We start from the raw sequence: 24,262 nt of genomic DNA, 5'->3' as shown, positions 1-24,262 counted from the left end.
AAGTTTATATTATGAAGCGAAGAAAACTAGTTAGAAGATAAAATAACAAATAACTATTCTCTTTGTTATCCAACCGCTTCTTTGTAGACTTTTAGACAGCGTTCTCTTGCTTCTTTATGATCTACAATTGGCTCAGGATAATATTTGGTTTCCAATTCTGGAATCCATTTTTTTATATATTTTAAGTCTTTGTCAAACTTTTTAACTTGCTCTGTTGGATTGAAAATTCGAAAATAAGGAGCAGCATCTACTCCAGAACCAGCAGCCCATTGCCAATTGCCAACATTACTCGACATTTCATAATCTAAAAGATGCAATGCAAAATAGGTTTCGCCCCAACGCCAATCGATAAGTAGATGTTTACAAAGGAAACTTGCAACAATCATTCGTACACGATTGTGCATATGTCCGGTTGCGTTCAATTCACGCATTCCTGCATCTACAAAGGGATAGCCTGTTTTTCCGGCACACCATTTTTGAAATAATTCTTCGTTATTTTGCCAAACAATTGCATCGTACTTCGGTCTGAAACTCGACTTATATGTATGTGGAAAATGCCATAAAATTTGCATAAAAAATTCACGCCAAATTAATTCATTCCAAAACGTTTCATTTTGTTCAGCATTAGCTTTTCCAATCATTTTCCGAATAGAAACTGCTCCAAAACGCAGATAAATTCCCAAATAGGAAGTTTTATTTAAAGCTGGAAAATTTCGAGTTGCTTCGTAATTCTGAATCAAATCTTCAGAAATATCAAAAGGCGAAATTTTAATTTCCGATTTTTCGAATCCAATTGCCTCTAAAGTTAAAAAAGGATAGGAGTGAAGTGCTATTTTTTCTAACTTTTCTTCCGAATTATAATGAACTAATTGAATCTTTTTGAAATTTTCCTTCCATTTTTTTGAAAACGGTGTAAAAACTACATAAGGCGTTCCATCGTCCTTCACCACTTCACTCTTTTCAAAAATCACTTGATCTTTACTCGTTAAAAACGATACATTTTGGGAAACAAAAAACTGATTCATTTCCTTATCCCGTTTTCTTGCATAGGGTTCGTAATCGTGATTCGTATAAACCGAAGTAATCTTGTTTTCTGAAAGCAATTGTTTAAATACATCCGAAGGTTTCCCATGAAAAACCGCTAAAGACTTTCCAATTTTCTGCAATTCGGATTGAATTTTCTCTAATTGGGTATGAATAAACGTAACTCGTGCATCGTTTTTCGGCAATTGCGATAAAATTTCATCATCAAAAATAAAGATAGGCAACACTTCTTCCGTATTATTTAAAGCGTGAAAAAGTCCAACATTATCTTCCAATCGCAAATCGCGTCTAAACCAAAATATATTCATATTTATTTCAATAACAATAACAAAATTCAATTTCAAAAATCAAAAAACAAAATCTTTCAACCTTTTAAACCCCAAACTTATAACCTTCTAATTCACCAATAAAGTCGACATTCCTCCATCAACGTTAAAGGTTTGTCCTGAAATCCAAGAACTTTTATCACTTAATAGAAAACTTGCCATTTGTGCAATATCATCTGGTTTTCCAAAACGTTTCAACGGATGGCGTTCGGCTGATTTTTCTTGCTTCGTTTCGTTGTTTAAGAATTTATCGGCTAATGGCGTATCAGTTAACGATGGCGCAATTACGTTTACTCTAATTTTTGGAGCATATTCAGCAGCTAAAGCTTTAGCGAAACCTTCAATTGCACCTTTTGAAGCAGCTACACTTGTGTGGAAAGGCATTCCCATAGAAGCAGCAACCGAACTAAACAAAACAATACTCGATTGTTCCGAAGCTGTTAAATTAGGCAAAATAGATTGAATAACTTTCACTAAGCTAATAAAATTAATTTGCAAATCGTTTTCAAAAGCTTCTGGTTTCAAACCTCTAAACGGACGTAAATTTATACTACCCGGACAATATACTAAACCATCAATTACAGCTGGTAATGTGGAAAGATCTAAAGTATCGGTCAAAGCATCGAATGGAATATAAGTTACATTTAAGTCGTCCAAATTCTCGTTAGTTCTTGATGCTACAAATACATTATTACCTGCATGTAATTCTTTAGCAATTGCTAATCCGATTCCGTATGAACCGCCAATTAATAAAATATTTTTCATACTAATTTCCTCTATATGTTGAATAACCGTTTGCACTTAATGTAATAGGTACGTGGTAATGTTCGTTGTCTTTTATTTCAAATACTACTTCTACGAAAGGGTAGAAACTTTCTAATTTTTGGCTTTCAAAATAAGGTTTTACCATAAATATCAGTTTGTAAACACCAGTATTTGAAGTTTTCATTTTTAAAAATTCCTTAATTCTTCCATTACTATCTGTTTTGCTTTCGTCGATTGCAACCCATTTTTTACCATCTAATTTTTCTAACTGTACCAAAACGTTTGAAGCACCTTGACCTTTTGAAATGTCCAAAATGTGTGTACTCAATTGAAATTTTTCCTGTGTGTAACCCAATGTACTAACAAATAGAAACAATAACACTACTAACTTTTTCATAATTTTTATCCTTTAAATTCTCCGTATAATTCAATTAATTTTTTTCTTCTGTATTCAAATATTTCATTCAATTTTGGTTTTACCAAGAACGGATGAACTAATTGACCTAAAATCCCCATAGGAACTTTGTAATCTACAATATCTTCCATCTCAACGCCACCAGGAATCTCTTTTATAAAATGTTTATGGTGCCAAAGTGCATAAGGACCATAACGCTGTTCATCTACAAAGTAAGATTTATCTACAACATGCGTAATTTCCGTTACCCATTTCGTTTTAATTCCCAAAATTGGCGTTACTATATATTGAATCAATTGTCCAGCATACATAGGTCTATCCGCACCTGATAAAATATTGAAACCGATATATTCAGGAGTAATGAGTTTGAGATTTTTTGGATTTGATAGCAATAACCAAGCTTGATCCAAAGTGATAGGTAACTTCTGTTTGGTATGCATTGTATAGATTTTCATTTCTTTAATTTTTTGTAAATTTACAACTTTGTTTAAACTTATTTCATAAAAATTAAACAAAATTACTTCATTTAAGTTTAAATTAACATTTGGTTTCAGAACTATTTGTAATTTTGGACTTCTAATAAAAAATAAACCTATGAAAAAAATTATCGTGGTATTGGCTTTCGTTTTAGCCAATTTCGTAATGGAAGCCCAAGTTAAAACACCTCAATCTAGTCCAATGACAAAAATTGAGCAAGTAGTTGGATTAACAGATGTTAAAATTGAGTATTCAAGACCAAGTGCAAAAGGAAGAACTGTATATGGTGATTTAGTACCTTTCGGAAAAAACTGGAGAACAGGTGCAAACGGAAATACCACTATTTCCTTTAGTGAAGATGTAACCATTGGTGGGCAACAATTGAAAAAAGGAAAATATGCTTTATATACAACTCCTAAATCTGAGAAATGGGACATCATTTTTTATACAGACACTAATAATTGGGGTTTACCAGAAAACTGGGATGAAAGTAAAGTAGCTTTAAGAACTTCTGTAAAAGCAGAAACGCTTAACAAATCAGTAGAATCTTTTAGTATTTTCTTGAATGACTTATCAAATGATGCAGGAGTTTTAGAATTGTCTTGGGAAAGAACAATGGTTTCTATTCCATTTACAGTTCCTACACAAGAGGCTGCAATGAAAAGTATTGAGAAAGCATTAGCAGGTCCTGCAGCAGCAGATTATTTTGCAGCAGCGCAGTACTTTTACCAAACTAATGGTGATATGACTAAAGCATTATCTTGGGTCAACAAAGCAGTTGAAGACACACCAAAAGGTAAAGACGCTCCATTCTGGTATTTGAGATTAAAATCTTTAATCCAAGCTAAAAATGGAGACAAAAAAGGAGCTATTGCAACTGCAAAAGAATCTTTAGCTTTAGCAACTAAAGCAGGAAATGGAGATTACGAAAAAATGAACAAAGACAGCATTGCTGAATGGTCTAAATAATAATTTAGGTCTTAATTCCTGATAATATTTACTTTAATTTATAATTCATAAAATTACAGGAGTAGATTCAATAAGCGAACTTAAATTCTTCATTTTATTTGTGTTTAAATGTATCAGGATTTATAATAAAATAAGAGATTCCGCCCCAACAAGGCGGAATTTCTATATTTTGGGAGGAACTGTAATTTTACCTCTTGTTTTGAACCGTAATTAACCAACTATAGAAATAAATGACATCGAAAATTAGTTGATTGTTGTGGGATTATTTGTCAAATTATTTAGCGCTATGGATAATTTTGTTAAAAAAATCAACTATTACAAAGCGTTGCGCATTAGTGAATTACAAGTTAGAATAACCGCTCTGTTATATTTTGCAACTTTATTAATTTTTAGATTGAAAAGCAGGATAATAAAACTTTCTAAAGACGAAAGTGTGGAGTTGGATAAATTGCTGAATTACTGAAAATTGGAATTATGATAGTTTTAGCAGGTACTCTGCAAGCAGACTTTTTATTTTTTTATTGTAAAGCAATAAAATTATTTATTATGATGAATCTAGATAGTGTAGAAGAATTAGATTCTTAACTAGTAAATAAATAACTGAAGTTGTAATTTATAAAGTATGAATTATGAGTTTATAATTTCCAAACTCATAATTCATTATCTCTTTGCCTATTATTTATTTGATAAAACTAAATTTGTCTTCAAAAGTTTTTCCAATAATTGGTAGTGGTTTTTGTACTTCATTTGCAGCATTTACTATTCCGATTATCATCAAAACAAATAGTAATAAACTTACTAATGAAAAAATAATTCCAATTGCTGGTACAAACATTATTAAAATTCTTGAAATTAATCCGTAAGCTATTCCTACAACAGCAAGCCCTAAAGATTGCTTTTGATGATAAATAACTAAAGAGCTTTTGCTCAAATTGTCTTTAGAAGAGAAATACGAAATTAACCATCCGATGACAGTAATGTAAGAAACGATTGAAAGTGTTTTGTTGTCCATTTGTTTTTGTTAAAATTAATTAGCTGCAAATATATTATTAAACATATAACAATTGCTAAAAAATCGTCGATAAAGTGTCTGCACGTGATTCTTTAATCTAACGATCTATTTTTTTTCTTTAATTATTTTAAGATTATCGTAATAATAGTAGTGGGTTAAAATAGTATATCATTTTAAAAACACTAATTTCGAGCTTTGAAAAATTGTAAACTAATTATTTTCATTTTTAGTCTTTTAATCAATGTTCTCGAAAGTAGATAATATGTATTTTTTCCAATTAAATAAAGTACAAAGCATTATTAGTCGAGTTGTTTTGAGTTAGACTATTCGTCACGTTTACCTAATGTTGCAAAAAATTTCAATTTGAGATAAATTATCAATAATAAAATAAACTGGTTTCGAAATTGAAAATATTTAGAAAAAATCTATGCTCAATGCGTTTGCCGAAGGCCAAAGTCAATAAAAGATTGTTTTAATAACAAAAGTATAATAGTATGATTATTTCTTTTCAAATACGGTCAAAAAACCATAAAACGCTTGACTTAAAAGAGTATAGTTGTCCTATTTGCAAAAATAAAAGCTCTTTGAAAATGCTAATAATGCAAAAGTACGCCTGGCTATTAGGTCCAATGGCACCTGGTCGTAAATATGCAGTACTAGAATGTTCTGTTTGCAACATAGCAATTCCTCAAGATAAATGGACAAACAAATTAAATGCTATATTCCAGGAGGAAAAAAAGAAAATTAAAACCCCTTTACGAATGTGGCGGGGAACCGTTATTCTGCTTTTATTATTGATTACGCCTTTTGCGCTATTGGAAGCAAGAATTGCTAATCCTTTTAATTTTAAGAGAGTAAATAATAATGAGTTAGTAAACAAAACAAATGTCCAAGACTTTAAAATAAATGATGTGTTTTTTATATGTAAGGACGACCTTACAAATACTAATGAATTTGTATATGTCCCACATCATTATGCAGCAAAAGTGATAAAAACAGAAGAGGACAAAACAACAATAGCATTGTATGATGAAAAATTTGAGTTTTTACAACAATATGACATACAGCTTTCCGATTTAGAGGATTCAAAATTCAAAGAACAAATAGAAGTTAAAACGCAGCCGTTACGAACTCTTGGGAATTTAGTTTACTACATTGCCCCTGCAAAAAATTTGGAGTATCGAGCTTTTGGCAGGGCATTTTTAGTAATAAAATAAAGATTATCACGTTGTATTTATTACCTTTTTTTTATAAATAGCTTTCATTATTGCCTAAAAATATTAGGAAGGCTCTAAATCAATTCATTAAAAAATTATTATGAAAATACCGTTTTTAGAAATTATAGAAGCAACCACGTCGGACCCTAATTTGTTGATGTGGCAATATGAAGATGACGATAAAGAAATTAAAAACGGAGCAAAATTGACAGTTTACGAAAGTCAGCATGTTCTTTTTATGAATGAAGGAGAAGTAGCCGATGTTTTTGGGCCAGGAACTTATACTTTAGAAACAAAAAACATACCAATTCTTACGTCGCTCAAAAGTTGGAAATATGGTTTTGATAGCCCATTCAAAGCAACTATTTATTTTTTTAATACACACCAATTTATCAATAATAAGTGGGGTACTCCCGCACCTATTTTGATGCGCGATCCAGAGTTTGGACAAGTTAGGGTCAGAGCCTTTGGAAGTTTTGATTTGCGAATTTCAGACCCTAAAGTATTCTTTCAGCAATATGCAGGAACATACGAGCAACTCACTATTTTTGAACTGCAGCAACAATTAAGAGATTTTATAGTTCCAAAATTCGGCGAAGTTCTTGCAACAGAGCAATTGTCGGTTATGGATGTAGCAGGAAATATATCAGAAGTTAGTAAAAAAATAGAACCTCTTCTAAAACCTTATTTTTTGCAACTTGGTGTAGAACTTACTCACTTTATTATTACGAGTGTTACACTTCCAGATGAAGTATCTGCACATTATGACAAAATTACCAATATGAATATGGTAAGTGATATGGATAAGTTTACTAAATTTAATACTGCAACTGCGATAGGACAGGAGGGTACTGCGGCAAATGACGGCACACAAAATGCTATTATGGCTGGTTTGATGATGAAACAAATGCAACAGTTGGACAGCCAGAACCAAGTTTCCACGCCAACAGAAGATATTACCAGTAAACTCAAACAATTAAAGCAATTATTTGAAAATGAGCTAATTGATGAGCAAGAGTACAAAGATAAAAAAGCAGACTTAATAAATAAAATGTAAGTAATTTTGAGAATGGTGAACAATTAAGGCTATTAGTTGAAGCACTCAAAACTAGACAAAATATTATTCATTAAGCGTTTAAAGATTTAAAATTAGGCAGAGGTATTGGTATTTATGAAGCAGATGCAATTGATTAATATTTAAAACGTAAAGAAATTCTTTATCAGGAGTTAAAATCCAAAGATGAGCGAGAGAATAAAAAAATTCACTTCGTCTTTACGCGATTTTAGGCTATTGCAATTCAGCGTACACTTTTGTGGACAGGGAAGGATTGGATTTTTTTATAAGTTTTATTTAATTTTTGAGGCAGTATAGATCTTTTTTTTGAGATATAGAAAGTGATGATAGTGCAACGTAAAGTAATTGTAGCTTTTATGTAATATCAATTAGATTGATTATAAAGCAACACTTGATTTTTGACTTGTCAACTGAAAGCAAGTTTCGAAACGTTTATAAAATAAAGTGTGACAGACCCTTAACTTTTGATTAAGCTATGGAAGAATTAGAATTATGAGAACAATATAGTATACTGCTACAAATAAGAGCATGAATAAAAAAAAATTAATTTAATGGAAGAACAAGTAAACAAGCCATTATCCTATCTGGAAAAACTAAAATTAAAAACGACGAGCCAGCAACATTATGGTGGTGTAAGCAAAACCGAAGAAGCCACAGTCGGAGCGAGAACCTGTATTAATTGCGGAGCGGGTCGAGCAAAAGAAGATGGTTTAACAAAATGTGGTTATTGTGGTTTTGAATTTTTGACTGTAAAACTATCAGACGGTTTGCACATAAAAAAAGAAGATAACTCCAAATAATGAAATATGTTTTTTACAAAAGATAATAGTAAAGAAGTTCCGGAGTGGTTGCCCCAAATGCAGGAAAATCAAACAAGATGGTTTGCATTTATTGAGAAAATGACAGAAAAAGCGCAGGAACTTTTCGACGCATCTCTTCCTGAATTGAAAGAAGTTTTCAACGACGATCCTGATGTAAATAAGAGAGCTCAAGGTAGCATGCTTGCAGGTATAAATGGTCAGTTTGAACATATGCGTAAAAAAGCGCATGGGGTTTATGAAGAAAAAATAAATGATTTTTACTATTACAATAATAATTTAAGTCGATTCGGTAGTAATTATCAAGATGTTTTGGGAAATTTTAGAGAGGATTGCTATCAAACTAAAAATGCTTTTGAAAGTGCGCTCCAACGTTATAAAGATTTGTTAAGCAAAGCAATTGAACCCGATTGGGAAGTAGAATATCAAAAAGTATTAGATGCCTTTGATGCTGTAAAAAATAAATTTCAATGCATCCAATGTAGTGCGTTTCTACCACTAGAAAAAATATATTTTATAAGTACTTATATTACCTGTAGCCATTGCCAAACTCAAAATACATTTAACCCAGGCACTCAAATTTCAATGTTGCAAAGCATTGGACGAAGCCTTGCCGAACAGCGCACCGCACATTTGTTGCAACTTTATTCTTTAGAGAAAGGAAAGGAAAGAGAGTTGTATTATAAACTGCACGAAAATAGAGTTCATCATACAGATGATGCTGCTACAAAAAAAATAAAAGAAGATCAAAACGAAATTTGGGATGCAGAGCGAAAAGCGGCAGTTGCAAATGCTCCGGCATTGTATGAAATGTACCTAAGAGCAATGTTTGATGAATGGATAAAAATTGTACCCGATTTAGCGATACAAAATGAAAAATTTCACGATCGAATGCTTGCCGATTTTAGAAAAAACCGATTTTAAATAAAACCAATTATAAAACTATGTCTAGAAATGAATCAGGTCAAGAAACGACCTACAATCCAGAAACTTTACACGGAACGCATTACACGATTGAAGCATTTAATGATGAAGTAGATCGGCTGGTGCAGGAATGGATTGATGATGAAGAAGAAGCTAACGGAGAAACACCAAGCGCTTCAGAAATTGATAATGTAAAGTTCAATTACCGTCGTGATGTATATGTAGATTGGACGGGTGCAGACTCTGATCAAATGCTACAGTGGGAAATGGTAAATTCTTTAGAATTCACTGGTTATGCAACTTCAGGCTTTGTAAAAGAAGAAAATGACAACCCATTATTAGAACCTATTCACGGTCTTTCATTGCGAGATTATGCGGCTATGGTTATAAAAATGAGCTCTGGCGTGGACGAAAACGAAATAAATAAAGCAATGGGTATTGAGCCTGCGATATGGCAAGAAGTAAATACACTTTGGGTTACTCGTATGCAAGAAGATCCCTCTTTTACTATCGCAGTTTTGTATGGTCAGTATTTTATGGAAGGTGCAACGCATCCAAAATTGGCTCATTTGCAACCTGCAGTAAACGAAGCTGGTGCTGAAAATTTACAAAAAATGCGAACAGATCAATATTTCTTTGAGGAATTAAGTGGAGCAAGAATTGCAGCTTATAATTATGGTTTAGATGGTGCACAGTGGATTTTAGATAATTACGGAGTTACACTAGGTGATTTTCAGGCTGTAGCTATGGAATATATGACGGCTAGAAACATGGATTTCAATTCGGAAGAAATTATGAAATTCGCTACTTACCAACAAGAAAAACAAGCAGAATACGAAGAGAAATTTGCAGCAGAGCAAGGTGGTAATGTTGCCGATGATGTTGATTTTTAATAATTAAATTGAGAGGTTGCCAATTCTTTTAATAAATAGTAACCTCTCTTTTAAACACTATCCTATATGGGACTATTTGATGTATTTAAAAAAAGTTCAAAGTATGAACTTCCTGAAATGTATAATGGTATAATCAGCAAGGAAGAATACAATGAAATTATGGCAGTTTGTATAAATTACCATAAAGAAAACAATATAACAATTACGAAAATAGACGAAGGTGAACTTGTCGTTTCAGTAGATGATTCTGTACAAAATCGTTATTTAGATAATCTAGTACGTGTTTTAGCGGCAAATGAAAAAATTGAATGGCAACATTTAATATACCTACATTTTGATAAAATGAAAGACCAATCATCCGCTTATAATTATCTGTATAAAGATTTTGATTACGCATCGCAATTTTTAAGGGTCTTAATTAAAGATGAATTTTATAGTCTTCAAGCTAGTATTTCCACATTTTTACATCGTGTCGATTTTCCTAAAACGAATACCTTTCTTGTTTTAGAATTCGAAGAGCAATTTGCGTATGTAAAAAAAGAAGATATTGTAGAATGGGGAAAAACCGAAAATGAATTAATTGAAATTGGAATTGCAAACACACCAGAAAATGAGATAGAAGTAGAAGAACACGAAATTGCTACTTGTAAAGTATTCATTTTTACCAGTGGAGATTTCGCAGCTTCCTTAATGCTTGACATTGAAAATAGAATACCGTATACTATTGGTAAATATGGTACTTTGATAGCAATACCATCAAAGAAAATAGCATATGCACATCCTATTGAGGAAAACAATATTTTGGATCTGATACAAATTATAAACCCAGAACTTCTTGATTATTATAATGAAGATCCAGGTAATGTTTCTACCAATTATTATTGGTATTACGATGAGAAAATTGAAGTTTTCCCCATCAAAGAAGATGAAAACGGTCAACTTATCAGATTGCCAGAAAATTTGAATAAATTATTCGGTAATTCAAGCACATGAACAAAACAATCAAATCAGAAGCTTTTCAATAAAAAAATAGTCCCGAAATATTTCGGGACTATTTATATTAGTTTGATCTGTTGAAAAATCTCTGTATTACTAGAGATAAAGATATGGTTAATAGCGCACCAATAAAGTTGAGCCATAAATAACTAACTATATCTAAATAGTAGATATAGAAGATTGTTAACTGACTAATACAAGCGCCTATAAATACAGCTTTCCCTTTAATATAATTGATATAAAATCCAATTAGGAAAATACCCAACACCGTTCCATAAAATACAGAACCAATGATGTTTACTAATTGAATTAAATTCTCAAATAAGGAACTAACACAAGCAAAACCAATTGCTATTATTCCCCAAAACAATGTGAAATATTGCGTTGCATAAACATAATGTTTGTCGCTTTTTTCTGCGACATTTCGTTTGTAAATGTCAATTGCTGTTGTCGCTGCGAGGGAGTTTAATCCGGATGCACTTGAAGACATAGCGGCGCTGAAAATTACTGCTAAAAGTAAACCTAAAATCCCTTTTGGCAAGTAATGCATTATGAAATATAGGAACACATAATCTTTGTCATTGGTTTCAGTATTTTTGTCTGCTTGAGCAATAACTTCTTTAGCTTCTTCACGTAAATCTTTTTCTTTCAGTGAAAGTGCCACCATTTGTTTTTTCAGGATGGGATTGTCAAATTCATTGTGTTTTAGCTGTTCGATATAAATTTGATTGACAATCTTTTTATCGGTATTAATCTGCTCTAATTTATATTCTAATTTTTCGTAATTCTCTTTTTGATCCGATGCTTTTACTTTTTCAACGTTTGTTGGATTAAAATGCAAAGGCGCATTATTAAATTGAAAGAAAACGAAAACAAGAACTCCTGTCAATAGTATGAAAAATTGCATTGGCACTTTCAAAACACCATTCATAATCAGTCCCATCTGGCTTTCTTTTACAGATTTCCCCGATAAGTAACGTCCTACTTGTGATTGATCGGTTCCAAAATAAGACAACATCAAGAAGAAGCCTCCAGTAATTCCACTCCAAAACGTGTAACGAGTTTCCGGATTATAAGAGAAATCTAGAATATCCATTTTTCCATTCGCACCAGCGATATGAAGTACATTCGAAAAATCTACTTCGGGTGGCAAGTTGGAAAGAATAATGAAGAACGTAGAAAACATTCCTAACATAATGATGAACATCTGTTGTTTTTGGGTCATATTCACCGCTTTAGTTCCTCCAGTTACGGTGTAAACTATCACTAATGAGCCAATAATGATATTCAACATCGTCAAGTTCCATCCTAACAATGCCGATAAAATAATCGAAGGCGCATAAATCGTAATTCCAGTTCCTAAACCACGTTGTATTAAGAATAATATGGCTGCTAAAGTTCGGGTTTGGACGTTAAAGCGTTGTTCTAAATATTCGTAAGCCGTAAATACTTTTAACTTATGATAAATTGGAATAAATGTGTAAGCAATAACAATCATTGCTAATGGAAGTCCGAAATAAAACTGCACAAATCCCATTCCGTCGTGATAAGCTTGTCCGGGCGTTGATAGAAATGTAATGGCACTTGCTTGAGTTGCCATTACTGAAACTCCAACGGTGAACCACGGGGTTTCATTATTATCTAACAGATAGTCTTTAACGTTGGCGCTTCCTTTTGTTTTTAAAGCACCATAGATTACGATAAAAAATAGGGTAGTGGATAATACAATCCAATCTAAAATCTCCATATTAGTTGTAAATTTCCATTATTAGATAAAAAATCAAAATGTAGATAGCATTCAGTAATAATACGATGCTATAACTTTTTTTCCATTTGTGTTTTTCTTTGTCCATTTTTATTTTAAGTTTAATTACAAAAATGTAGGTTGTAAAATTTTTGTAATTTCTTTAATTTTTCAAATTTGTGTCCCAAATAAATCGTTTTTGCTTTCAATTATTATTTATCCAAAGCAATCATATTAGCTAATAATCTGTAAGCGCCACTTACGCCTTCAGGCAATTCTCTAAAAAAACTTAAACCGGTATAAATATAATTTCCTTTTCCGTATTTTGCTATTAATAAACCACCTTTTTTAGAAGACTCGCCGTCATCATTCGATGCTAAAATAGGAATAAATTCGGAACCCCATTTGTTTGGGTAGTATAAACCTTGCTCTTGAACCCATCCTGTAAAATCTTTTTCGGTAATTTTATTAGGCGAATTTAATACTTTATGAGTTGGAGCTAAGAAAGTCACTTTGGCATTTTCATCTGTGACTCTGTCTCTTGATATTTCTAATTCAAAAGGAGCTACTTCTTTAGTAATTAAATTGTTAGTCGTGTTGTATTGAATAATTAGATTACCACCTTCATGTACGTAATTGAATAAGATTTTATTCTTATATTTCAATTCGTCAATTACATTGAAAGCTCTAATTCCTAAAATTACTGCGTCAAATTGTTTTAAATTTTCAGTGGTAATTTCGCTCGGATTTAAATTAGTAATTTGAAATCCTAAGTTTTCTAAATTTTTGTTTACTTCATCTCCAGCTCCCATCAGATAACCAATTTTCTTACCTTTAGTGGTAATATCTAATTTCACTAATTTTGATTGTGAAGGCACTAAAATCGTTTGTTTAGGAATGTGTGGATATTGGATTGTTATTAATTTATTGTCAAATGTTTGATTTCCAATTTCTACTTTTGCACTTAAAGTAGTAGCAATTTCTTGCTTGGTTGGATAAAGCGTGAAAGTAAATTTTTTCTCCTCGTTTTTAGTGGCAATTTCAAAAGGAATTTCCTTTGGATTTATCTTCCAATCAGCCGGGATATTTAGTGATAAAATTCCTTTTACATTAGATCTGTGAGCTTTTACAGTAACTGAAATTTCTTTTCCCTGCGTTCCATTAAAAATGATAACTTCGGGTTCAATTTTAGAAGTCACATCGGGTAAAACCGTAAAAGGAACATACGTTTCGCCATCATCTGGATTATTGAATTTATAGCTGATATTCTTCACGAATTCAATCGTTTTCCCCTCAATTTCAACCGTAAAAATTACAGGAAAACTGCTCGATACTTCCGGAAGAATTCGGATTGATTTGTCTGGAACTTGATACATTCCTTCCGTTTGTTTTTGTTTTAACCAGAATAAATTCGAATAATCAACTTTATTTCCAACTACTAAATCTTTGAATTTCAAATTCAAACCTTCATTATATTTTAAAGGAGCGTTTTTAGTTTCATTTTTAAGGTTTAAAGCGTTTACCGAAATCAATTTCACATTAGACTGACTTCTGTTGATTACTTCAATATTCAGGTTGAATTTACTGTCTTTCGTCGTTGTTTCTGAATCGGCAACCGCTTCCATAAACAAACCACTGCACGCTTCAATCACTTTTATGATTTGTTTTGACTTGATTGCTTTCCAATGCGAATCTTCTAAATTCTGAATTAAATCATACGCTTTGATTAAATTTGGAATATGAACGGAAGGATTTCCGAAATTGAAGTTCTTTTCGATATCATATAATATTTTTCCAATAGCTTCGCCACCTTTAACACGATTCCAAGACGTATCAATTCCTTCAAATAGATTTGTATTGCTTGGTAAATCGCCTTTTAGTAATTCTAAATATTCCGTTTCGCCACCACGACTTCCTACAGTTCCAAAACCTTGGCATTTGTGCTGACTTCTGCTTAACGCAGCAATTTCGTTGTTACTTTTTCCTTTTAACGGATAATAAACATTAGAATTAATAGCTAATAATTTTGATTTATCAGCCGCATCAAAAGCTTCTTGACTTCCATAAAACCACCAAGAAGTATTAAAAAATATGCGTTTTGGTTGATATTTCACTAAATCGTACGCTTCTAAACTCAACATTGCTGAAGCGGTATGATGTCCATGAGTAGTTCCTGGCGTGTTGTGACTAAAACGATTCACAATAATATCAGGACGAAAGGTTTCAATAACTTGAATAACATCTTCCATCACTTCTTTTTTATCCCAAATGGCAAAAGTTTCATTCGGTTCTTTTGAAAATCCGAAGTCATTCGCACGCGTAAAAAATTGTTCACCGCCATCAATTCGGCGAGCTGCTAGAAGTTCTTGTGTTCTAATTGCTCCTAATTTCTCTCTTAATTCTGTTCCGATTAAGTTTTGTCCACCATCTCCACGAGTTAGCGACAAATAAGCCGTTTGTGCGTGATAATGATTCGAAAAATAGGTGATAAGCTTCGTATTTTCATCATCTGGATGTGCGGCAACATACAACACTTTTCCTAAGAAATTTAGTTTTTGAAGTTGCTCAAAAGTTTCCACTGCATTCAGCTTTTGCGGGGCTTGAGCTAGGTTAATCGCTGTAATAAATAAGAATAGAAATGAGGTAACTTTTTTAATCATAACATTGGATTTGTTTCAAAAATAGGGAAATAAAAAAAAGGAAGTTTTGATTGCTTCCTTTTTAACATTAAATTATAAATTGATTTAGTCGAAAAACTCTTTTTCTTCGTGAAATTTATAAATTACCGAAATTCCTTTTTGCATAATTAAGTTGTTTGGATAAGTAACCATTTCACCATCTGCAGATTTTAAAATCATATAAAATGCTTTAATGTCATAAATCTCACCTTCAACTGGATGCTCTTTGTCGTGTATTTTTATTTTGTCACCAATTTTAAAAGGATACGAAAAGAAAATAATAATTCCTGCGGTAACATTACTTAGTATCGACCATTGAGCAAAGGAAGCTACGCCTACAACTGCAAAAATAGAAGATGTGAAAAGGAAAATTTGATCTTTTTTTACCCCCCAAATAATTATAATAGAAATCACTGCCAAAATATTTAGCAAGAGGTTCATATATTTAACTATAAGTTTAGTTCTTTGATCAAATGAATGATTTAAACTAGCAAATTTGAGAATTAATTTTGAAAGGCTAATTCTTAAAATTACATAAATTAACAACACAATTAAGGATGCAATTTCTTGATCTAAATAGGGGTTTTCTATTAGTTTAAGCATAATTCGTTAATTTTTTAAATAACATTTCGGTCGGTAATCCTACCACATTTGTATAGGAACCTTCAATTTTTGAAATACCAATTAAACCAATCCAATCTTGAATGCCGTAACTTCCGGCTTTGTCAAGTGAATTATAATTGGTGATGTAATAAAGAATTGCTTCATCCGATAAAGCATTAAAACTAACTTTGGTAACGCAATGAAATACTTCCGTTTTTTCAATCGATTTCAGACATACAGAGGTAATTACTTCGTGTGTTTGATTCGCCAATTGTTGCAACATTTGAAAAGCATCTTCAGTATCTTTTGGTTTGCCCAAAGCTTTTCCGTTTAACCAAACGATTGTATCGCTCGTTACTAAAATATCGTTCTCTTTTAAATCATTTTTGAATGCTTCAGCTTTTAATAGGGCTAAAAAATCAGTAATTTCTTCCGCTTTTAAATGATCGGGATAGATTTCTTCAATTTCCTTCAACTGAATGGTAAATTTCAAATTCATTTCTTTAAAAAACTGCTGTCTTCTAGGTGAACCCGAAGCTAAAATGATATTTTTATTTTGTAAAATTGTACTAAGCATTTTTTAAATTATAAACGATTACGCCAACAGATAAAATTCCGAAAAACAACACCACTTTTAAAATCATACTCAAATGATGAAATTCCTTTTTAGCTTGTGCATTAATTAGTTTTGCTCCAAAATAAACTAAAGGTGCGAAAATAAATACAAGAGCATAATATATGGTATAATCCAATTCATATAAACTCGTTTTTAGATAATAAGCCAAAAGTAAAATAGCAATTACTGTTAAAACACCTACGATCACTTTGGTCTTTTGAATTCCGATAGCAATTGGTAAAGTATTCATTCCGGTTTGATAATCGCCATCCATATCTTCTAAATCCTTTACAATTTCACGAATTAGATTGATGATAAAAGCAAAAATGGCATAATCCATCAAAATACTGAACGCTTCTTTCATTCGAATTCTATTATCTTGATCAATTGCTGGTAAAAGGTCGAAAAAAGCTATAATTATAATACTTACGGAAAGTAAAGCCGCCACAATAATATTTCCAACAACTGGAATTTGCTTCAAATTGGTTGCGTAAACATATAATAAAGTTGCTACCAAAATAAACATTGAAGCAAAAGTGGGTTTGTAGATTACGTTTGATAAATAAAATCCTATTCCAACTCCTAAAATGGTTAGCCCAATGTACCAATTGTAAGCAACCGTCTCCGAAATAGAAACGCCAACAACACGAATTTGAGGTTTTGAAATGGCATCCGTATCTTGATCCATAATGTTATTAATTACATAACCACCAGCAGCAATACTTATAGTAGCGATAATTAATAAAATATAATTGAAGTCCGTCAAAGCCAAATCAACATAGGATTGCTTTAAGAATAAATAGCGAAATACTAATTGCATAAAAGCAAGAAGTAGTAGATTTTGGTATCGGATTAGTTTTAAGTATTTCATTTTTTTGAAATGTATAATGTATTGATGTAAATTGTATAATGTAATTAAAGTCGATTGTTAATAGCTAATATACTTTATAGGTATATTTCACAATTTTTAGCAGCTAACTGAAAACTGAGAACCGACAACTGAGAACTAAAAATTAGTCACTTGCTGAAGCATCAAAATGTTTCATCCATTTGCCTTGTACTTTCATCACTTGTTCAATTACATCGCGAACAGCACCTTTTCCTCCATCAACATGGGAAATATATTTTGAAAGACCTTTGATTTCTTGAACAGCATTTTGCGGACATGTTGGTAGTCCGACCAATTTCATAACGTGATAATCCGGAATGTCATCGCCCATATACAAGACATTTTCCGGATTGATGTTGTAAATATCTGTGAATTCTTTAAACGTTTCAACTTTATCAGGAACGCCTAGATAAATATCCGTAATTCCTAAATTTCTCAAACGAACACGAACTCCTTCATTGCTGCCTCCCGAAATTATACAAACCGTATAACCACTTTCAATAGCCGCTTTCATAGCATAACCATCACGAATGTTCATATTTCGAAGCATTTCACCATTTGGCGATACGTGAATAGTTCCATCAGTAAGCACACCATCAACATCAAGCACAAAAGTGTTGATGTTATTCATTAATTCCTTATAACTTTTTGACATTTTGAATCGATTGCGTTAGTAATTCGTATATTTTTTTATAATTTTCATTTTCTAAAAAGTCCAAATGCTTTTCGATAGTTTTAGTATCGTTTCGCAAGGCGGGACCCGTTTGTGCTTCCGTAGGTGAAAGTTCCTTTATTTTCTCTGCTGTTTCCTGAATTAGTGGATGCAGTACTTCAAAAGGAATATTGTTTTCTTCACAAATTTGATTTCCGATTTGGTACAAATGATTCACAAAATTACATACAAAAACTGCTGAAACATGTAAACTTCTGCGTTGCTCCGAACTAATAGCAAATACTTTTTTGGATAGTGTTTTAGCTACTTGTTCTAAAAGTTGGAAATCATTTTCGTTTGCAGCTTCCAAACACATAGGAATAGGAGTGAAGTCGATTTCTTTATTTTTGGAAAAAGTTTGCAAAGGATAAAAAACGCCTTTTCTGTTTTTGTCTGCTAAAATAGAAATATCCGATGAACCCGAAGTATGAACCACCAAGCGACCTTCAAAAGGTAAATTTTCAGAAACTTCTGCAATAGCATTATCGGAAACCGAAATAATGTATAAATCAGCTTCAGTAATTTTTTGATAATCTGATGTGATTTTTTCCTTTGGAAGTAAATGACTTAAATGACTTGGCGTTCGAGCAAAAGCTTGAACTAAATCTATTTCCTCTGAAGCTGACAACGCTTTAATTAAGTGTTGGGCCACATTTCCTGAACCAATTATAACAACTTTAATCATCTGGCTAAAATAGTGAATTTTGACTGTCTTTGAATCGTTTTTTTAAACAAAAGACCTGACAGGTTTTTGTTACTTGTCAGGTCTAGTAGTATAAGTTTTTGAACTTAAATTTTATTGATTAACGCAAACTAGCTCCCAACTGACTTTCAAAATTATTTTGCAATTTGCTCATAATTTTATCAATTTGAGTATCGGTTAGGGTTTTTGTATCATCTTGTAAAATGAAACTCACTGCGTATGATTTTTTTCCTTCTGGTAAATTGCTTCCTTGATATACATCGAATAAATTGATGTCTTTTAGTAAGCTTTTTTCCGTTTGTTTGGCAATGTTAAAGATTTGTTCAAATCGCACGTTTTCATCTACTAACAAAGCAAAATCACGTTTTACTTCTGGATATTTTGGAATCGCTGTAAATTTAATTTTGTTCGAAATATATTTTTGAATTTTACCCCAATTGAAATCAGCATAAAAAACTTCTTGCTTGATATCAAAATGCTTGGCAATGGATTTTTTCACAGTTCCAAATTCTACTAGAACTTCCTTTCCAATCGCTAAAGCTAATCCTTCAGAAAAAACGTCATTTTCGAAAGGTAAAGCAGTAAGTTTTTTATCCACTCCAACACGGCTCAAAACTGTCATTACGTAGCCTTTGAACAAAAAGAAATCTGATTTTTCTTGCGCTCTCAACCAACTTTCGTTGTTTCTATTTCCTGTTGCAGTTAAAGTTAGGTGCTTATTTTCTTCGTAAGAACCCGCAATATTATGATATGTTTTTCCAAACTCAAAGAATTTTAAATCACTTCTCTTTCTATTGATATTGAAAGAAACTGCTTCCAAAGCGGAGAACAATAGCGACTGACGCATTGCTGACAATTCGTTGCTTAGCGGATTCAACATCAAAACGTTGTGTTCCTCTTTTAACTGTTCTGAAATTTTAATATAATCAGGTGTTGTTAATGAATTTGCCATCATTTCGTTAAAACCTAACGAACACAATTGGTCAGCAACTACATTTTGAACATTATGTTCTGCTGTTCTAACTGAATTTGAAATCGTAGCGTTTAACTTCGAAGGAATTTCGATATTATTATAGCCATAAACACGAAGAATCTCTTCCACAACATCAATCTCGCGCGTTACATCCACACGATACGATGGAATGCTTAAGCCAAGACCTGTTTCTGTAATATGATTAACTTTAATATCTAAAGAAGCTAATATTTTTTTAATAGTTTCTGGAAGAATTTCCTCACCTACAATTTTATTTACTCTATCAAAATGAAGGAACACAACAAAGTCTTCAATCTTTTTAGGATAGATATCAGTAATATCTGATGTAATTTCTCCACCAGCAACTTCTTGAATTAACAAAGCTGCACGTTTTAAAGCATATTCTGTAATCGATGGATCAATTCCTCTTTCGAAACGAAATGATGCATCTGTATTTAAGCCGTGTCTTTTAGCCGATTTTCTAATAGAAACCGGATTAAAGTAAGCACTTTCTAAGAAAATTTCTTGTGTACGTTCTGTAACACCAGACATCTTTCCGCCAAAAACACCAGCAATACACATTGGACCCACTTCGTCACAAATAAGTAAATCTTCTTCATGTAAGGTGCGTTCCACATCGTCTAATGTGATGAATTTAGTTCCAGTTTCCGCAGTTTTTACAATGATTTTGTTTCCTCTAATTTGAGAAGCATCAAAAGCATGTAAAGGTTGTCCTAATTCGTGTAACACGTAATTAGTAGCGTCAACAATATTATTTTTTGGTGTTAAACCAATAGATTTTAAGCGATTTTGCAACCAGGCCGGCGACGGTTTTACCGTTAATCCTGAAATAGTAAGACCACAATATCTAGGTGCTAATTTATCATTCTCTACTTTAACGTCCATTTTTAAGGTACGCTTTTCTACTTTAAATTTACTCACAGATGGAGTCATCAACTCAAAGTTGTTTCCTTTTTGAGATAGTCCTGCTCTTAAATCTCTTGCTACACCCATATGTGACATAGCATCTGCACGATTTGGTGTTAAACCAATTTCGAAAACTTCGTCCGTTTCAATATCGAATACTTTTGACGCTTTAGTTCCTGGTATTAAATCTTCAGACAGAATCATAATTCCATCGTGACCTTCACCAATTCCTAATTCATCTTCAGCACAAATCATTCCGTGACTTTCTTGCCCACGAATTTTTCCTTTTTTAATTTCGAAACCAACACCTTCTTTATCATAAAGTTTTGTTCCAATCGTTGCTACAGGCACTTTTTGTCCAGCAGCTACATTTGGAGCACCACAAACAATTTGAACGGGTGGATTTCCATCGCCCAAATCAACAGTGGTTATCTTTAATTTATCGGCATCCGGATGTTTTTCGCACGTTAAAACGTGACCAATAACCACACCTTCTAAACCACCTTTTAAACTTTCAAATCGGTCTACACCTTCAACTTCCAAACCTAAATCGGTAAGGATTTCAGAAATTTCTTCAGATTTTAGATCAGTTTTAATAAATTGTTTTAACCAATTGTATGATATACGCATTTGTATCGAATTTTAAGAGTGCAAAGATAGTTTAAAGTTTAAGAGTTTAAAAGTTTAAAAACTACTTTTTGCATCCTAAATTAATCTTTGAAAGTCCTTTTTAAGCGATTACAAAATAAGCTTATCTGCGTTTGATGGTTTGATGAATGTTAAAGTATAATGAATTATTAAATACTAATTGATTACTGGTGCTATTAAGCACGAAACATTAGTTACAAAAATTTTAATGTTTATCCTTTTTTTTAACTGTAAAATATAAATTCAATCATCTTGTTTAATACCGCAGAATGTGTACTTTTGAGTTGATTAATCCATTATAAGAAAAACTAAAAATGCCTTTAAATAATTTCGATATCAAAGGATTAACGAATGCAGAAGTACTTTCGTCAAGAAAGAAATTTGGAGAAAATACTTTGAATTTTAAAGAAGAAAGTGGTGTTTTAGAAGCTATAAAAAGTCTAGCAAAAGAACCAATGATTGTTCTATTACTGGTGGCTTCTGCAATTTATTTTGCGAGTGGCGAAACAGGAAATGCTGTTTTTCTATTAGCTGCTATTGTTATTGTTTCCGTCATTTCGTTATATCAAGATGCAAAAAGCAGAAATGCTTTAGAAAAGTTAAACGATTTTTCGCAACCCAATTGCAATGTAATTCGAAATGGTGAAATAATTGCCATAAAAACTGAAGATGTAGTAGTTGGTGATAGTTTGATGGTCGAAGAAGGCACTTCAATTACAGCCGATGGAATTATTGTGCATTCCAATGATTTTTCGGTAAACGAATCCATACTTACGGGCGAATCGTTTGCAGTTTTTAAAGATAAAACCAAAGAAGATAATTTTATTTATAATGGAACAACGGTGGCAACTGGCCTGGCAATCGTTAAGGTTACGCATATTGGAAATCAAACTAAGCTAGGGAAAATTGGCGAAAGTTTAGAAAGTATTCAAGAAGAAAAAACACCATTAGAAATACAAATCAACACCTTTGTTAAGAAATTAGTACTATTTGGCGCGCTAGTTTTTGTAATTGTTTGGGGAATTAATTATTTCTATTCCTATAATTTATTAGATAGTTTACTGAAAGCATTGACACTGGCGATGAGTATTTTACCAGAAGAAATTCCGATGGCTTTTACCGCTTTTATGGCACTTGGAGCTTGGCGTTTAATGCAAATGGGCGTTGTAGTAAAGCAAATGAAAACGGTTGAAACATTAGGCTCGGCTACGGTTATTTGTACCGATAAAACAGGAACAATTACTGAAAACAAGATGAGTTTGGCTCACGTATTTTCGCTTAAATCTCAAAGGATTGTCAAACAATCCGATGTTAATTCCAATGAAAAGCACTTGTTGGAAATCGCGATGTGGGCAAGTGAACCGATTCCGTTTGACCCGATGGAAATTGCTTTGCATCAGGCTTATAGCGATTTGAAAATTCAAGACGAAAGACCTAATTTTAAAATGATTCATGAATATCCATTGGACGGAAAACCTCCAATGATGACTCATATTTTTAAAAATGAAGCAGGTCGAAGAATTATCGCTTCCAAAGGTGCTCCCGAAGCTATAATGCAAGTTTCTAATTTATCAACAGAGGAAATCCAACAGATTGATGAAGCTGTAAAAACAATTACTTCGGAAGGTTATCGTGTTTTAGGAGTTGGTGAAGCTGATTTTACAACTACTAATTTTCCTGAAACCCAACAAGAATTTCAATTTGAGTTCCTAGGAATTGTTGCCTTTTATGATCCACCAAAAGCTAATATTGAAAGTGTTTTGAATCATTTTTACGAAGCTGGAATTTTAGTAAAAATTGTAACGGGTGATAATGCAGAAACTACTACTGCTATTGCGAAACAGATCGGCTTTAAAGGAATTGACCAAAATATTTCGGGTGCCGATTTAATGCAATTGTCCGATGAAGAACTGCAAGCAAAAGTGATGCAAATCAATATTTTTACACGAATGTTTCCGGAAGCAAAACTACGAATTATCAATGCATTAAAAGCGAATAATCAGATAGTAGCAATGACTGGCGATGGTGTAAATGACGGTCCGGCTTTGAAAGCAGCTCATATTGGAATTGCAATGGGAAAGAAAGGAACAGAAATTGCCAAACAAGCTGCTTCGCTAATTTTACTGGAAGACGATTTGTCTAAAATGGTGGATGCTGTCGCGATGGGAAGACGTATTTATACCAATTTGAAAAAAGCGATTCAATACATTATTTCAATTCACATCCCGATTATTCTTACAGTTTTTATTCCGTTAGTTTTAGGCTGGATTTATCCTAATATATTATCTCCGGTTCACGTTATATTTTTAGAATTAATAATGGGTCCAACGTGTTCTATTATTTTTGAAAACGAACCGATTGAGAAAAATACAATGCTTCAAAAACCACGACCTTATGGCACTTCATTTTTCAATTGGAAGGAATTAATTACGAGTATCATTCAAGGTTTAGCGATCACTGCTGGAGCTTTGTTTATCTATCAGTACTCGGTTTCACAAGGAATGGATCAAGCTCACACGCGTACAATGGTTTTCATCGTTTTAATTGTAGCGAATATTTTCTTGACTTTGGTAAATCGTTCGTTTTACTATTCTATTTTCACTACGATGCGTTACAAAAATAATTTAATTTCATTAATTATTGGAATCACACTTGCCATTACGGCACTGTTACTTTTTGTACCTGTTTTAAATAGTTTCTTTGAATTTGGAAATCTTACTGCTTACCAAATAATGATTGCTACTGGAGTAGGGTTTATCGCTGTAATTTGGTATGAGTTGGTAAAATTAAGTGCTAGAATTAAAAATAAAGTTAAGTGATGTTTTCAGCAGCTGACTT

The 24,262-nt window shown here is 32.4% G+C and carries 21 protein-coding genes; 8 read left to right on the top strand and 13 right to left on the bottom strand.

From position 1 onward, the window contains the following. Nucleotides 1-65: 65 nt before the first annotated feature. The 4 genes from ACFSX9_RS10455 to ACFSX9_RS10440 all read right to left on the bottom strand — a co-directional run bounded on the left by ACFSX9_RS10455 (nucleotide 66) and on the right by ACFSX9_RS10440 (nucleotide 3,005). Nucleotides 66-1,352 carry a cryptochrome/photolyase family protein gene (locus ACFSX9_RS10455; protein ID WP_379807403.1) on the bottom strand — a complete coding sequence of 429 codons (1,287 nt, stop codon included), beginning with the start codon at nucleotides 1,350-1,352 and terminating at the stop codon, nucleotides 66-68. Nucleotides 1,353-1,439: 87 nt separating this feature from the next. Then, nucleotides 1,440-2,135, bottom strand: a complete 696-nt coding sequence (locus tag ACFSX9_RS10450) for an SDR family NAD(P)-dependent oxidoreductase (protein ID WP_379807401.1) — start codon at nucleotides 2,133-2,135, stop codon at nucleotides 1,440-1,442. Nucleotide 2,136: 1 nt separating this feature from the next. Continuing rightward, nucleotides 2,137-2,532 (bottom strand): hydroxyisourate hydrolase, encoded by a 396-nt coding sequence (gene uraH / locus ACFSX9_RS10445; RefSeq protein ID WP_379807399.1) that lies wholly within the window; start codon nucleotides 2,530-2,532, stop codon nucleotides 2,137-2,139. A gap of 5 nt (nucleotides 2,533-2,537) precedes the next feature. After that, nucleotides 2,538-3,005: an SRPBCC family protein gene (locus ACFSX9_RS10440; RefSeq protein WP_379807397.1), complete on the bottom strand. Its 468-nt coding sequence runs from the start codon at nucleotides 3,003-3,005 to the stop codon at nucleotides 2,538-2,540. 139 nt (nucleotides 3,006-3,144) lie between these two features. Here ACFSX9_RS10440 and ACFSX9_RS10435 point away from each other — a divergent pair, with 139 nt between their 5' ends. Continuing rightward, nucleotides 3,145-3,996, top strand: a complete 852-nt coding sequence (locus tag ACFSX9_RS10435; protein WP_379807395.1) for a DUF2911 domain-containing protein — start codon at nucleotides 3,145-3,147, stop codon at nucleotides 3,994-3,996. A 679-nt stretch (nucleotides 3,997-4,675) separates the two neighbouring features. Here ACFSX9_RS10435 and ACFSX9_RS10430 read toward each other — a convergent pair. Then, on the bottom strand, nucleotides 4,676-5,008 hold the full coding sequence (locus tag ACFSX9_RS10430) for a DUF4870 domain-containing protein (protein ID WP_379807393.1): 333 nt from the start codon (nucleotides 5,006-5,008) through the stop codon (nucleotides 4,676-4,678). Nucleotides 5,009-5,607: 599 nt separating this feature from the next. On the opposite strand from ACFSX9_RS10430, the gene ACFSX9_RS10425 reads away from it, so the two are divergent. The 6 genes from ACFSX9_RS10425 to ACFSX9_RS10400 all read left to right on the top strand — a co-directional run bounded on the left by ACFSX9_RS10425 (nucleotide 5,608) and on the right by ACFSX9_RS10400 (nucleotide 10,928). Continuing rightward, nucleotides 5,608-6,225 (top strand): hypothetical protein, encoded by a 618-nt coding sequence (locus ACFSX9_RS10425; protein ID WP_379807391.1) that lies wholly within the window; start codon nucleotides 5,608-5,610, stop codon nucleotides 6,223-6,225. 100 nt (nucleotides 6,226-6,325) lie between these two features. Further along, nucleotides 6,326-7,282 carry an SPFH domain-containing protein gene (locus ACFSX9_RS10420; RefSeq protein ID WP_379807389.1) on the top strand — a complete coding sequence of 319 codons (957 nt, stop codon included), beginning with the start codon at nucleotides 6,326-6,328 and terminating at the stop codon, nucleotides 7,280-7,282. Nucleotides 7,283-7,851: 569 nt separating this feature from the next. Then, the gene (locus ACFSX9_RS10415; RefSeq protein WP_379807387.1) at nucleotides 7,852-8,100 is read left to right on the top strand and encodes a hypothetical protein; all 249 of its coding nucleotides are present in this window, start codon (nucleotides 7,852-7,854) and stop codon (nucleotides 8,098-8,100) included. A 6-nt stretch (nucleotides 8,101-8,106) separates the two neighbouring features. Next, nucleotides 8,107-9,042 carry a hypothetical protein gene (locus ACFSX9_RS10410; RefSeq protein WP_379807385.1) on the top strand — a complete coding sequence of 312 codons (936 nt, stop codon included), beginning with the start codon at nucleotides 8,107-8,109 and terminating at the stop codon, nucleotides 9,040-9,042. A gap of 20 nt (nucleotides 9,043-9,062) precedes the next feature. Continuing rightward, entirely contained in the window at nucleotides 9,063-9,935 is an 873-nt protein-coding gene (locus ACFSX9_RS10405) for a DUF6620 family protein (RefSeq protein ID WP_379807383.1), read from the top strand. A gap of 66 nt (nucleotides 9,936-10,001) precedes the next feature. Further along, a complete protein-coding gene (locus ACFSX9_RS10400; protein ID WP_379807381.1) occupies nucleotides 10,002-10,928 on the top strand; it encodes a hypothetical protein in 927 nt (308 codons plus the stop codon). Nucleotides 10,929-10,995: 67 nt separating this feature from the next. Here the strand turns inward: ACFSX9_RS10400 and ACFSX9_RS10395 are convergent, their stop codons facing one another. The 8 genes from ACFSX9_RS10395 to pheT all read right to left on the bottom strand — a co-directional run bounded on the left by ACFSX9_RS10395 (nucleotide 10,996) and on the right by pheT (nucleotide 21,406). Next, the gene (locus ACFSX9_RS10395; protein WP_379807379.1) at nucleotides 10,996-12,678 is read right to left on the bottom strand and encodes a sodium:solute symporter; all 1,683 of its coding nucleotides are present in this window, start codon (nucleotides 12,676-12,678) and stop codon (nucleotides 10,996-10,998) included. Between the two features lie 209 nt (nucleotides 12,679-12,887). After that, nucleotides 12,888-15,335, bottom strand: a complete 2,448-nt coding sequence (locus ACFSX9_RS10390; protein WP_379807377.1) for a PIG-L family deacetylase — start codon at nucleotides 15,333-15,335, stop codon at nucleotides 12,888-12,890. A gap of 84 nt (nucleotides 15,336-15,419) precedes the next feature. Beyond that, a complete protein-coding gene (locus ACFSX9_RS10385; protein ID WP_379807375.1) occupies nucleotides 15,420-15,956 on the bottom strand; it encodes a mechanosensitive ion channel domain-containing protein in 537 nt (178 codons plus the stop codon). Beyond that, nucleotides 15,949-16,533, bottom strand: a complete 585-nt coding sequence (locus ACFSX9_RS10380; protein ID WP_379807373.1) for a Maf-like protein — start codon at nucleotides 16,531-16,533, stop codon at nucleotides 15,949-15,951. Before ACFSX9_RS10380 ends, ACFSX9_RS10385 begins: the two co-directional genes overlap by 8 nt. Then, the gene (locus ACFSX9_RS10375) at nucleotides 16,526-17,443 is read right to left on the bottom strand and encodes a geranylgeranylglycerol-phosphate geranylgeranyltransferase (protein WP_379807371.1); all 918 of its coding nucleotides are present in this window, start codon (nucleotides 17,441-17,443) and stop codon (nucleotides 16,526-16,528) included. The genes ACFSX9_RS10380 and ACFSX9_RS10375 overlap by 8 nt, the downstream gene beginning before the upstream one ends. A 142-nt stretch (nucleotides 17,444-17,585) precedes the next feature. Further along, on the bottom strand, nucleotides 17,586-18,116 hold the full coding sequence (locus tag ACFSX9_RS10370) for a KdsC family phosphatase (RefSeq protein WP_379807369.1): 531 nt from the start codon (nucleotides 18,114-18,116) through the stop codon (nucleotides 17,586-17,588). After that, on the bottom strand, nucleotides 18,100-18,858 hold the full coding sequence (locus tag ACFSX9_RS10365) for a Rossmann-like and DUF2520 domain-containing protein (RefSeq protein ID WP_379807367.1): 759 nt from the start codon (nucleotides 18,856-18,858) through the stop codon (nucleotides 18,100-18,102). The genes ACFSX9_RS10370 and ACFSX9_RS10365 overlap by 17 nt, the downstream gene beginning before the upstream one ends. A 118-nt stretch (nucleotides 18,859-18,976) precedes the next feature. After that, nucleotides 18,977-21,406 carry a phenylalanine--tRNA ligase subunit beta gene (gene pheT / locus ACFSX9_RS10360; protein ID WP_379807365.1) on the bottom strand — a complete coding sequence of 810 codons (2,430 nt, stop codon included), beginning with the start codon at nucleotides 21,404-21,406 and terminating at the stop codon, nucleotides 18,977-18,979. Between the two features lie 332 nt (nucleotides 21,407-21,738). Between pheT and ACFSX9_RS10355 the strand changes: the two genes are divergently transcribed. Further along, on the top strand, nucleotides 21,739-24,243 hold the full coding sequence (locus ACFSX9_RS10355) for a cation-translocating P-type ATPase (protein ID WP_379807363.1): 2,505 nt from the start codon (nucleotides 21,739-21,741) through the stop codon (nucleotides 24,241-24,243). Nucleotides 24,244-24,262: the final 19 nt, after the last annotated feature.

The sequence above is a fragment of the Flavobacterium ardleyense genome, from assembly GCF_042686085.1.
GTDB lineage: Bacteria > Bacteroidota > Bacteroidia > Flavobacteriales > Flavobacteriaceae > Flavobacterium > Flavobacterium ardleyense.
This window is presented reverse-complemented; position numbering and strand designations above follow the sequence as displayed.